The organism is Paenibacillus sp. FW104-T2, from assembly GCF_058789975.1.
On record NZ_JBYTCE010000003.1, the window covers coordinates 152,170 to 164,007 of the forward strand.

General features: G+C 48.5%; 13 protein-coding genes, 1 tRNA gene and 1 riboswitch. Of the genes, 7 read left to right on the forward strand and 7 right to left on the reverse strand.

Annotated elements, in window-relative coordinates; genetic code table 11:
- Positions 1–78: 78 nt before the first annotated feature.
- The 3 genes from ureC to AC3WQ3_RS05405 are packed head-to-tail and all read right to left on the reverse strand — an operon-like array spanning position 79 to position 2,525.
- Positions 79–1,797, reverse strand: coding sequence for an urease subunit alpha (ureC, locus tag AC3WQ3_RS05395; RefSeq protein WP_492471639.1), 1,719 nt, complete (start codon positions 1,795–1,797; stop codon positions 79–81).
- Positions 1,794–2,183, reverse strand: a complete 390-nt coding sequence (locus tag AC3WQ3_RS05400) for an urease subunit beta (protein ID WP_193723027.1) — start codon at positions 2,181–2,183, stop codon at positions 1,794–1,796. The genes ureC and AC3WQ3_RS05400 overlap by 4 nt, the downstream gene beginning before the upstream one ends.
- 18 nt (positions 2,184–2,201) lie before the next feature.
- Positions 2,202–2,525 carry an urease subunit gamma gene (locus AC3WQ3_RS05405; RefSeq protein ID WP_419720004.1) on the reverse strand — a complete coding sequence of 108 codons (324 nt, stop codon included), beginning with the start codon at positions 2,523–2,525 and terminating at the stop codon, positions 2,202–2,204.
- Between the two features lie 238 nt (positions 2,526–2,763).
- Here AC3WQ3_RS05405 and urtA point away from each other — a divergent pair, with 238 nt between their 5' ends.
- The 5 genes from urtA to urtE all read left to right on the forward strand — a co-directional run bounded on the left by urtA (position 2,764) and on the right by urtE (position 7,626).
- Positions 2,764–4,014 carry an urea ABC transporter substrate-binding protein gene (gene urtA / locus AC3WQ3_RS05410; RefSeq protein WP_193723026.1) on the forward strand — a complete coding sequence of 417 codons (1,251 nt, stop codon included), beginning with the start codon at positions 2,764–2,766 and terminating at the stop codon, positions 4,012–4,014.
- A gap of 148 nt (positions 4,015–4,162) precedes the next feature.
- On the forward strand, positions 4,163–5,068 hold the full coding sequence (urtB, locus tag AC3WQ3_RS05415) for an urea ABC transporter permease subunit UrtB (protein WP_095289165.1): 906 nt from the start codon (positions 4,163–4,165) through the stop codon (positions 5,066–5,068).
- Positions 5,069–5,089: 21 nt separating this feature from the next.
- On the forward strand, positions 5,090–6,181 hold the full coding sequence (urtC, locus tag AC3WQ3_RS05420; RefSeq protein ID WP_390583582.1) for an urea ABC transporter permease subunit UrtC: 1,092 nt from the start codon (positions 5,090–5,092) through the stop codon (positions 6,179–6,181).
- Positions 6,144–6,953: an urea ABC transporter ATP-binding protein UrtD gene (urtD, locus tag AC3WQ3_RS05425; protein WP_492471640.1), complete on the forward strand. Its 810-nt coding sequence runs from the start codon at positions 6,144–6,146 to the stop codon at positions 6,951–6,953. The genes urtC and urtD overlap by 38 nt, the downstream gene beginning before the upstream one ends.
- Positions 6,931–7,626 carry an urea ABC transporter ATP-binding subunit UrtE gene (gene urtE / locus AC3WQ3_RS05430; RefSeq protein ID WP_095289171.1) on the forward strand — a complete coding sequence of 232 codons (696 nt, stop codon included), beginning with the start codon at positions 6,931–6,933 and terminating at the stop codon, positions 7,624–7,626. Before urtD ends, urtE begins: the two co-directional genes overlap by 23 nt.
- 35 nt (positions 7,627–7,661) lie before the next feature.
- Here the strand turns inward: urtE and AC3WQ3_RS05435 are convergent, their stop codons facing one another.
- The 3 genes from AC3WQ3_RS05435 to AC3WQ3_RS05445 form a co-directional block, all read right to left on the reverse strand.
- On the reverse strand, positions 7,662–8,318 hold the full coding sequence (locus tag AC3WQ3_RS05435) for a PAS domain-containing protein (protein ID WP_492471641.1): 657 nt from the start codon (positions 8,316–8,318) through the stop codon (positions 7,662–7,664).
- Positions 8,319–8,375: 57 nt separating this feature from the next.
- A complete protein-coding gene (locus AC3WQ3_RS05440) occupies positions 8,376–8,579 on the reverse strand; it encodes a Rha family transcriptional regulator (protein WP_095289174.1) in 204 nt (67 codons plus the stop codon).
- A gap of 257 nt (positions 8,580–8,836) precedes the next feature.
- The gene (locus tag AC3WQ3_RS05445; RefSeq protein ID WP_336781064.1) at positions 8,837–9,538 is read right to left on the reverse strand and encodes an urease accessory protein UreF; all 702 of its coding nucleotides are present in this window, start codon (positions 9,536–9,538) and stop codon (positions 8,837–8,839) included.
- A gap of 424 nt (positions 9,539–9,962) precedes the next feature.
- Between AC3WQ3_RS05445 and AC3WQ3_RS05450 the strand changes: the two genes are divergently transcribed.
- A tRNA-Leu gene (locus AC3WQ3_RS05450) sits at positions 9,963–10,045 on the forward strand.
- Positions 10,046–10,180: 135 nt separating this feature from the next.
- On the opposite strand, the gene AC3WQ3_RS05455 is transcribed toward AC3WQ3_RS05450, so the two are convergent.
- Positions 10,181–10,657: a glutathione peroxidase gene (locus tag AC3WQ3_RS05455; protein WP_336781063.1), complete on the reverse strand. Its 477-nt coding sequence runs from the start codon at positions 10,655–10,657 to the stop codon at positions 10,181–10,183.
- Positions 10,658–11,025: 368 nt separating this feature from the next.
- Positions 11,026–11,198: riboswitch (cyclic di-AMP (ydaO/yuaA leader) on the forward strand.
- Positions 11,199–11,316: 118 nt separating this feature from the next.
- Here AC3WQ3_RS05455 and AC3WQ3_RS05460 point away from each other — a divergent pair.
- Positions 11,317–11,712 (forward strand): hypothetical protein, encoded by a 396-nt coding sequence (locus AC3WQ3_RS05460; protein WP_095289178.1) that lies wholly within the window; start codon positions 11,317–11,319, stop codon positions 11,710–11,712.
- Positions 11,713–11,838 lie beyond the last annotated feature (126 nt).

Below are 11,838 nucleotides of genomic sequence, written 5' to 3' on the forward strand. Positions count from 1 at the left end.
TTGGACGTGATTTTACACGATAACGAAGAGGATAGTACGAACCTGAAGAAGTGAAACGCTCGCCTTTATCACAAGATGTCAAAACATGAAGTAGCGCTGCGCCATTGGCAGCTCATCCGCAGGTTCGCACGTAAGCAGTACCCCATCGGCTCGAACCTCGTACGTCTCAGGGTCCACTTCAATGTGAGGTGTCACATCGTTGTGGATCATATCCTTTTTGCTCACCGAGCGGCAGCCTTTGACGGCTTCCACGCGTTTGTTTAATCCAAGTGTCTCCTTGATGCCTGCATCAGCAGCAGCTTGGGATACGAAAGTAATGGACCCTTTGGCGATAGCTCCACCGTATGACCCGAACATCGGTCTGCCAAACACGGGCTGAGGTGTCGGGATGGAGGCGTTCGGATCACCCATCTGAGCGAAGGTGATCATACCGCCTTTGATCACCATTTCGGGTTTGACCCCAAAATAGGCTGGATTCCAGACGATCAGATCTGCTAGCTTGCCCACTTCCACAGAACCGACGATATGGCTGATGCCATGAGCGATGGCAGGATTGATCGTATATTTGGCGACATATCTTTTGATGCGGTCATTGTCGGAAGGGGAATCAGTTTTCAATTCCAGCTTGCCGCGCTGTTTTTTCATTTTGTCTGCAGTCTGCCAGGTACGGATAATGACTTCGCCTACCCGGCCCATGGCCTGGGAGTCGGAGCTGATAATGCTGAACACGCCGAGATCGTGCAGAATGTCTTCTGCTGCAATGGTCTCTGGACGAATCCGGGAATCGGCAAAAGCAACATCCTCCGGAATTGCCGGATCCAAATGATGGCATACCATCAGCATATCGAGATGTTCTTCAACTGTATTCCGTGTATAAGGACGCGTGGGATTGGTTGAAGAGGGAATCACATACGATTCACCGGCAGCGCGGATAATGTCTGGTGCGTGTCCGCCGCCTGCGCCTTCCGTATGATACGTGTGAATCGTGCGGCCGTTAATGGCGGCAAGGGTATTCTCCAGAAATCCAGTCTCATTCAGGGTATCGGTATGAATGGCCACCTGAATATCATGCTCTCCGGCAGCAGTCAGGCACGCGTCAATGGCACTTGGGGTTGTCCCCCAATCCTCGTGCAATTTCAAACCGATGACACCAGCTTCGATCTGTTCAATAAGTGGAGCGGTGGTAGAACTATTGCCTTTGCCCAGATAACCAATATTCATAGGAAAGGCTTCAGCGGACTCCAACATGCGATGAATATGCCAGGCTCCAGGTGTGCAGGTGGTTGCTTTGGTGCCTGTTGCTGGTCCTGTACCTCCGCCGATCATGGTAGTTACTCCGGAAGACAGGGCAGTTTGAATCTGCTGCGGACAAATAAAATGAATGTGAGTATCGATTCCGCCTGCAGTGACAATCATGCTTTCGCCGGCGATGATCTCGGTGGAAGCGCCAATCACAAGGAGTGGATCGACTCCGTCCATCGTATCCGGATTACCGGATTTGCCAATCGCACAGATGATTCCGTCACGGATGCCAATATCTGCTTTTACAATTCCCCAATGATCGATAATGATAGCGTTCGTAATAACGGTATCCGGTGTGCCGTGGCTGCGAAGAGCGGTAGCGGACTGGCCCATGCCGTCCCGAATGACTTTCCCGCCTCCGAATTTGCTCTCATCCCCGTATACTGCGTAATCATGCTCGATTTCTGCCCAGAGCTTCGTATCTGCCAGTCTTACGGCATCCCCGGTTGTTGGGCCGAACATGGAAGCGTATTGTTCACGAGACATACGTTTCATGCTGGATCTCCTCCATCCTGTGATGGCGTGGGGGCGAAAGCCTTCAGGAATGCTTCGAGCTTCTGCGGGTCTGGAGGCTGGTCTGCCGATCCTTCCGTTAATCCGTTAAATCCATAGATCTGCCGTTTGCCGCCAAAAGTGGTGAGTTCAACCGGTTTTTCTTCCCCGGGTTCGAAACGAACGGCGGTGCCCGCAGGGATGTGCAAACGATGTCCGAACGCTGCGGTGCGGTCGAAGTCCAGAGCGGCATTTACTTCATAGAAGTGAACGTGAGAACCGACCTGCACGGGGCGATCACCGCGGTTCAAGACAATTAATCGTATCGTTTGGCGATCGGGATGACAGACAATCTCATCCGGTTTCAATCGATATTCGCCTGGAATCATGGCATTCTCCTGCCTTTCTCAGCGTATGGGTTCATGCACGGTAACCAACTTGGTCCCGTCAGGGAATGTAGCTTCCACCTGTACCTCTGGAATCATGTTGGGGACTCCCTCCATACAATCATCCCGTGTAAGGATTGTACCGCCATATCTCATCAAATCCGCTACGCTCATTCCATCCCGCGCTCGTTCCATGAGCTCGGAGGTTAACAAAGCGATGGCTTCGGGAACATTTAGCTTCAATCCGCGTCCTCTGCGTTCGCGGGCGAGATTGGCGGCTACGGTAATCAGCAGTTTTTCTTTTTCCTGCTCCGTCCAGTGCAAGGGCCATCCGACCTTTCCCATAAAAGTATATATCTTCATGAATCATATTATATGTTAAATATACTCACACAGGGTGACCCTTTGTCAATAAGGTTTGAAACATATTAGCAGCATGCATGAAACAAGTAGGCGTAAAATAAAATTATGTAAGCATTATTGACATGAAGAGTTGGAGCCTCCATAATTTGGATCAACGAACATTTCGGAGTTAAATGACCTTAATGTTCGTCAATAGACTAAAAAAAGGGAGTGTAGGCTATTGAAGAAGAGGTCGGTCAGATTATGGGGAATTTTGCTTGGGGCGGTCATTGCTTTGACGGGATGTGTGGAAGGTGGAACACCACCTGAAGCTTCGAATTCCGGTGGAACGGGGGAAGTCGCTGCGTCCGATGAGACGATCAAGGTAGGCATTCTTCATTCCTTGAGTGGCACGATGGCAATAAGTGAGGTGTCTGTGAAGGATGCCGAGATGCTTGCGATTGAAGAGATCAATGCAGCGGGTGGTGTCCTTGGCAAACAGATTGAGCCTGTCATTGAAGATGGGGCCTCGGATTGGCCGACTTTTGCGGAAAAGGCAGGAAAGCTGCTTCAGCAGGATAAGGTGGCCGCTGTTTTTGGCGGATGGACCTCGGCGAGTCGAAAGGCTATGCTCCCCGTGTTCGAGCAGAATAAAGGGCTTTTATTTTATCCGGTGCAGTATGAAGGACTGGAGTCATCTCCCAACATTTTTTATACAGGTGCAACAACGAACCAACAAATTGTTCCTTCCGTAACCTGGTTGCTGGAGAATAGGGGCAAAACATTTTATCTCCTTGGTTCGGACTATGTTTTCCCGAAAACGGCCAATCAGGTGATCAAGGCTCAATTGGCAGCTGAAGGTGGAGAAGTGGTTGGCGAGGAATACACACCGCTGGGCCATACCGATTACAGTACCATCATAAGCAAAATCAAAGCTGCGAAGCCGGATGTGGTGTATAACACGCTTAACGGGGACAGTAATGTAGCCTTTTTCAAGCAGCTGAAGGATGCTGGTATCACCTCGGAACAGATGACGACGCTGTCGGTCAGTGTGGCGGAAGAGGAAATTCGGGGCATTGGAGCAGATGTGCTAAAAGGGCACTTGGCTTCTTGGAACTATTATCAGACAACAGATACTCCGGAGAACAAGACATTTGTTGAGAAATATAAAGAAAAATATGGTGCTGACCGGGTAACGGCTGACCCGATTGAGGCGGGTTACGTAGCAGTGTACCTCTGGAAGGCAGCTGTTGAAAAAGCGGGATCAACCGATGTAGAGAAGGTCAGAGAAGCGGCAAAAGGATTGGAATTTGATGCTCCCGAGGGGAAAGTAACCGTGGACGGAGAGAATCAGCATATTTACAAAACCGTCCGGATCGGAGAAGTGCAGGAAGATGGTCAATTTAAGGAATTGTGGAACTCCGGTTCTCCTGTCAAGCCTGATCCTTATCTGAAAACCTACGAATGGGGAGCTTCTCTAAGCAATCAATAAGCAAGTTCTTCATGTCCAAACTTCTGAGATTACGGATGAGGGTGGGACAGCGCACCCTCGTACAATATTACGATAAAGCGTTGATGCGTAGTCTTGGTGATGTATTTGAATCGGGAAGAGGCTTTTAGCATGTGAAAGGGTGATCGGGATGGATATGTTTGTTTTGCAAATGTTCAATGGCCTTAGCATCAGCTCGATCCTGTTATTGATTGCGCTGGGGCTCGCAGTAACGTTTGGTCTCATGAATGTCATCAACATGGCTCACGGTGAGCTGATTATGATTGGTGCATATGCAACGTATGTGACTCAAAATCTGTTCATTTCATATGCTCCGGCAGCGTGGTTCGAAGTTTATTTTATCGTGGCATTGCCGATCGCGTTTGGTGTAGCGGCACTTATCGGCTGGCTGCTTGAAGTGATTTTGATCCGGCATTTATACGGTAGACCCCTGGACAGTTTGCTGGCTACATGGGGAGTTGGAATGATGCTGCAGCAGCTGGCGCGAACCATTTTCGGGGCGCCGAATGTAGGTGTATCCAGTCCTTCATGGCTTAATGGCGGTCTTGCGATCTCTGACGGTATCGTATTTCCGTATAAACGGATTTTTATCATCGCACTTGTCGCGGTTGTTCTACTGTGTATGTATCTGTACATATACCGCACTTCTTCCGGACGACGGATGCGCGCTGTTATGCAGAATCGGAGCATGGCGGGCTGTCTCGGGATTTCCACCAGACGGGTAGATGGCATGACCTTTGCCATTGGTTCAGGAATCGCGGGTATCGCGGGTTGTGCTCTGACGCTCATTGGGCCGATTGGGCCTTCGCTGGGAACCTATTATATTGTAGATGCATTTATGGTTGTCGTTCTTGGCGGGGTTGGCAAACTGGTAGGAACGGTATGCGGAGCGCTCGGGATTGGCATGTTTAATACGTTGTTTGAAACCTACACATCTGCCTCCATCGGCAAAGTGCTGGTGTTCGTATGTATCGTTGCTTTTCTGCAATGGAAGCCGCGGGGGCTGGTTGCCATGCGAACCCGCAGTCTCGACTAACACGAAGAAGGGGGTTATATGATGTCAGCACTTCTGAAGTCAGGCAGTTTAAAAACGAGAATCATCTGGGCGGTCGTACTCATCCTGATGTGTCTTGCTCCGCTAATCTCTACCGAGTTTCGGCTTAGCTTGCTCGCTAAGTTCCTGGCGTTGGCTATTCTGGCCATCGGACTGGATCTGATCTGGGGCTACGGCGGGGTTCTGAGTCTTGGGCATGGGGTATTCTTTGGTCTTGGTGGTTACGCCATGGCCATGTATCTGAAACTGCAGGCGAGCGGAACATCCCTGCCTGATTTCATGGGGTGGAGCGGCTTGTCAGGTCTTCCGTGGTTTTGGGAACCATTTCGTTCATTTCCAGTGGCGTTAATTCTGGGTATTGCTCTTCCGGCTTTGCTGGCATTTGTGCTGGGGTGGTTTACGTTTCGCAACCGGATTACCGGTGTGTATTTTACGATTTTAACGCAAGCTCTTGTGTTAATCACGGTTACCTTGTTTATAGGCAAACAGGAGTGGACAGGAGGGACTAATGGTATAACCGGTTATAACTCCATTTTTGGTTTCACGCTGCATTCTGCAGGAACAACAATTGTGCTCTACTATATTACACTTGCCATTTTGGTACTCACGTACCTGCTCTGCAGAAGAATGGTAAATAGTCGGTTTGGTCAGGTGCTTGAAGCTTCGCGGGACGGAGAAAATCGGGTGCGTTTCCTTGGTTATGATCCGGCGGGTTATAAAACGTTGACGTTTGCCCTTTCCGGGGCTCTTGCAGGAATAGCGGGTATGCTGTTTGTTCTTCAGGTCGGGATTATCTCGCCGTCCATGATGGGGATTGTTCCATCCATTGAAATGGTGTTATGGGTTGCCTTGGGTGGTCGCGGCACGCTCATTGGGGCTGTGATCGGGGCAGTGGTTCTGAATGCAGCCAAAACCGGGATAAGTGAGGCGTACCCTGAAGGCTGGTTGTTCGTTCTCGGCGGACTGTTTGTAACGGTGGTGTTGTTCATGCCTCACGGGCTCGTTGGAGTCTATCGAAATGTCGTTCGATTGCTGAAGCGGAGAGGAGAGGTTGTACATGTCCCTGTCAGTAAGGAGAAACCTGAAGTCTACTGAAGCTTCACCTGTATTGATGGCTGAGAGTATTACCGTAGCTTTTGGCGGATTCGTCGCAGTTAATGGCATGAACCTGAAGCTGCATGAGCATGATTTACATTTTCTGATTGGCCCCAATGGTGCGGGGAAAACGACAATGCTGGATGTCATTTGTGGAAAAACCAAACCCCTCTCCGGCACGGTGCGGCTGGAAGATGGCACAGAGCTGACACGTCTGAAGGAGCATCAGATCGTCCGGAAGGGTGTAGGACGCAAATTCCAGGCTCCGTCCATCTTCGGAGGCCTTACCGTACAGGAGAATTTGGCCTTGGCGGCGGAAAATCAGCGTTCACCGCTTCGGACTCTTGGTATTCCGCGGTTTGGGAAAATCAACACGGCAATGGAACAGGTCATAGAGCAAATTGGACTGCAAGACCGCGTGTATACACGAGCAGGAGCGCTTTCTCACGGCGAGAAGCAGTGGCTGGAAATTGGCATGCTGCTGCTTCAGGAACCGCGCGTATTGCTGCTGGACGAACCGGTTGCCGGGATGACGGACGAGGAAACGCATAAAACAGGCAGGCTGTTACAGGGGATAGCGCGTGAACGTTCGGTCGTGGTTGTGGAGCATGATATGGAGTTTGTCCGTGAGTACGCGGCGAAAGTGACCGTGATGCATGAAGGGAAGCTGTTGAAGGAAGGTACCATGGCTGAGGTGCAGGAAGATCCTAGGGTGGCCGAAGTCTACTTGGGAAAAAGGAGGGATGACTATGCTGTCGCTGCAACGAATTGAATCCGGCTACGGGGAAAGTAATGTGCTGCGTGGTGTTAATCTGGATGTCCTGCCTGGACAGGTGGTCTGCCTAATGGGCCGGAATGGTGTCGGCAAAACGACGCTGATGAAAACGTTGATGGGCCTGCTCAAAACGAGGAAGGGGGCCATCCACTGGAAAGGGCAGGATATATCCGCTTTGGAACCTGCCAAACGTGCCAAGGCAGGCATTGGATATGTTCCTCAGGGTCGTGAGATTTTCCCTCAGCTCACGGTAAAGGAAAATCTGCTGCTCGGCCTGGAGACATCTGCGCCTGGGGTGAAGACGTTTCCTGAAGATGTGCTTGCGATGTTTCCGGTCCTTGCGACCATGTATGGACGACAGGGCGGTGATCTGAGTGGTGGCCAGCAGCAGCAGCTTGCCTTCGCACGAGCGCTTGCCTCAAGGCCTGGACTATTGCTGCTGGATGAACCAACGGAAGGCATACAGCCTTCCATTGTCGAGGATATTCGGCAGGTCATTCTGCAAATCAAGGCGAAGGGCGACATTTCCGTGCTGCTCGTCGAGCAGAGCATTGATTTTGTGCGTGGGGCTGCGGATTTTATCTATGTCATGGACAAGGGAGCAATTGCGCTGCAGGGATCACCTGAGGAATTGGATATGTCTCAATTTGAACACCACCTGTCCGTATAGGAGAGGTGGTTATTTTTCGCTTTTTTTTGCTTTGCTCAGGAGCGTTTATCCAAAATGTTGGAGTACTTCGGGTATAGCCTGCGGATGCAGTCCGGACAGATGTCGTGTGTAAATTCTGCGTGGGTATGTTTCTCCAAATAACCTTCGACTGAATTCCAGACGTCCTGCTCGTCCTTAATCTGTTTGCAGACGGCGCAAATGGGAAGCAGGCCGCGTAGTGTTCGTACTTCGGATAGAGCCAGCTTCAATTGCTGTTCAATTCGCTTCTGTTCCGTGATGTCTGTATGCGAGATCAGAGCGAGTCCCATCGGAGAAGGAGGATCCGTCTGATTCAAGGGGGTAAGCTCCAGCCTGAACCATCGAAGCTCCAGGTTCGCAGACTGTACGGTGATGTCATATGTATGGCAGTGAACAAAGGGATGTTGAATCTTCTCTAACTTCTGAATAATCGATGAATTCTCCGTTTCCTCTTCCTGGGCTGCCCATATCTGCAGCAGCTGAAGATAATGAAACGTTTCGCAAGAAGATCGGTGGGCGTCGGATTTTTTGTATTTCGAGAGATGCAATCGCCCGAGTCCGTTCTGCCATGCGGTATTGCAGCTGCGGATTCTCCAGTCGCGGTCGACGATGATGAGTTGATGACGTAAGGATTGAAAGGATAACCTTTCAAGGTCAGTTGTAAAGAAGCTCATGAATAGGCCCTCCTTGGCAATCAGTTAAAGGATCGGGACGGCAAGGTAATGGCGGTGTCATCGTAGTTCATCCGAAATTTGCAAAATGTCTGCGACCTGGTTTCGGAAACGGGTGGCTTTTCGTGTGCCATGGATGAGATTGGATAAACGATACGGCGGGATGTCGTGCTTCTCGCAGAAGGTTTTCTGGTCCATCTGTAGCTCCGTTAAGCGGCGTTTGATGGCCCATCCGAACGGAGTCACGGGTTTCTTTTTGTTCAAAAGGGTTCACCCCTCATAGAAGTATTTCAACCCGCCTTCGGCTGTGTATAATAGTGGGAGATGCGAGCTGTTCATTACATTATATACGTATTTACGTCATGTAACAATTATAAACGATGAAAAATAGTGTATTTATAACAAATAATGACGTAATAACGTGATTTTCTATAGGCATACGTGAAAAAGCACGTCAGCAAGGAGGTTGCTGCGTGCTTTTTCGTTTGGGGAAATATGAGGGGAGCTTGGAGTCGGTAAGATTAGGCGCGATAAGCATGCAGCCCTGCGCCAAGCATGTGGAAGCTGGGGAACAACGATTTCATGGACATTGAGGTTGGCTGTGCCGGTCCATCCGCAGCGGAGGCGCTAACGGTATTCCATTCATGCTCCAGGTCTGCGGCCAGGCGAACCAGCAGTTCCTGGGTTGCTTCGTTATGCATGGGGAGGACTTTGGAGGCTTCGGTTATGCATGCATTCATGGCTGAGTGCAAGTAACCCATTACCGCTTCCTCGACGGGGATATCGAGGTAGTGGTTGATCCAGGCGTGAACAGTAGAGAGGCAGCCAACAGACTCGTATTTGGCAAGGGTGTGTTCGAGCTGGCTGAATTCAATCCAGGGGTGGAGAGCCCGGGCCAGCTTGATCAGTCTTTTGCCCATGGCAGCAGCTTGCTCCCTTTGATCAGAAGGAGTCCGCTGAACGTGAACCAACTTGTCAATGAGTGCTGTTCGCCATGTGTCATTATGATCTGTTGCGCTGTAGATACCTTTAATCGCCATGCCCTCAAGTCGAACGATACTGGGATGCAGCTGGCAGCGCATGAAGGATTCCAGATCATCGGCATTTCGGATGCTGCCTTCAGCAATGTGTACATCCATGCCAAATGAATGGGTGAAACCTCCGACATGAATGGAGGAATCAAGCAGTTTGACATAATCGAGCAGCTTATTCCCACGGTTCACGGTCTTTCGCCTCCTATGTTCGTAAAATGTTATATTATATAACATTAATATTGGTTTCCGAATGCTTTTATGTTTAAAATCCGAATTATATGATATATATAATCACATAAATATCCGTATTTTGTCAATGGTTTCTTGTTTTTAAGCTTTAATTATATTTAAATGTTATATTTTATTACTTATATTAGTTGTAATCTCAAAATACAATGTTATGTATATGATATGTTTTCTTGTGAAGAGCTACAATTAAAAATGAAGATGTATAAAAGATTTGAAATTTAATGTATGCAGCAGTCAAAAGATCATGACGATAAAAACCGATATTTGGAGGAAAAACACAGGTGCAAAGTAGTTTTAATAAAAGTGCTTTACTTTTATATTGAGATCCTGTATAATCAATTTTGTTGCCGATTATTTACGACATGCGGTCGTGGTGGAATGGCAGACACGCTATCTTGAGGGGGTAGTGGGCGTATGCCCGTGGAGGTTCGAGTCCTCTCGACCGCATCATATTGTACGACAAGAAGAGGTTTTCCGAATATGGAAAACCTCTTTTTGCGTTTGGAGAAACATAAAAAAGGCCATTCACACAGAACCGGACTTTCTCTGGTTCCATGTTAATTATGGCCTCTCCATGTTGATCTATTTCAGCAGTTTCTCAATATCAGCTTCAATCTGGTCAGGAGTGGTTTTTGGAGCATAACGCTTCACGACCCGTCCGTTCTGATCAACGAGGAATTTGGTGAAGTTCCACTTGATGGCTTTGGATCCGAGCAGTCCCGGTGCCTCTTTTGTCAGGTGCTGAAATAGAGGGTGAGCGCTTGAACCATTAACATCAATTTTCTCAAACATAGGAAAGCTTACACCGTAATTCATCTGGCAGAACTCAGCAATATCGTCGGAAGATCCCGATTCCTGAGCGAATTGGTTGCTTGGGAAACCCAATACTTCAAACTGCCGGTCTTTGAATTTGTTGTAGAGTTCCTGTAAGCCTTCAAATTGCGGGGTCAGACCACATTTGCTTGCCGTATTTACAATCAGCAGCACCTTGTTGCGATAATCGGACATCTCGACTTCCTGGCCCCGAAGGGTATTGACTTTGTAGTCATAAACGGACATGATCAGTCGCCTCCATATCGTATAATGGGTTAATAATTCCTATAGTTATATTATATTGCTTACAATTAGATAATGCAAAACTAATTAAGTAAATTCCTATGTTTACTTACAGATATCTAAAATTACAACCGTTTTTCATAAGGACGAGAATTAGTGAGATTCACAGAGATGGATGGAGAATGGATTGGTTGTAAGCGATATCATTGATATGTAATGCCTTAAATTCGTCCATTCGGTGATCTGACCGGACTTTACACTAACATGTCGCGGGTGTATGATTCATATCGTAATTTCTAATTCAATTAAACTTAACATGAACAACGAAACAAACGATAATATCGCTCTGGTCAATACATGAAACAGGAACGATGTTTTAATCGCTGAGTTTCCATTCATTCATGGGTGGGAAACGGGGGAACCAATCGGAAAGGCTGTCATTGCAGCTAATCCATGGGGTGAATTTTTCGGTGCAAGCCGGAAATAGGGCGACTCTCGCGCCCGAATCCGTCAGCTAACCTCGTAAGCGTTAAAGGGAGAGGCAACAAGCCGTACGCATATTCATGGCGTTTTCGTCATGGGTTATTCAAGAAGCGTTCGGGAGGCCTTGGTCCCCCACGCTTCTTTTTTGTTGTCTTTTCACGCCAAGGGAGGAACGAATGATGGATAATGAGATGATTCTAGTAACAGCACCGAATGAAGCAGGACGCAAGTTTATCAAGCTGTTGATGTACAAAAAAATGCCGTTTGCCGTTCTGACCAACAGTGCAGGGGAAGAACGGAAGCTCCGCAGAATCGGAGTGGAGAACGTCATTCGCATGAATACAGCTGAAGCTCAGAAGTGGTTTCTACCGCAGTCGAGCGTAGGCAACGTTTTTATTTTCGAGAACAGTTTGAACCTGACCTGCCGCTATCTGCAGATCTGCCGTTCCTGGACTTCCAAATCACTATGTGTAATTACGGAACAGAGTCACCCCAAAGGCATTTACCGCGGGATGGGAGCTGACCGCATTGTGTATTCTCTTAATGGAGAAGTTGGCTTCTTGCTTAATGGTTAATGTGATAGCTGCCGATTGATCCGGTGTAAGGTGCCTGTTATAATTGAACTTGTGGAAAAACGGAATTCTGAGGAGACTCATGCATGATGGTGGGTCTTCTTTTTTATTTGAGCATTATTGTACATT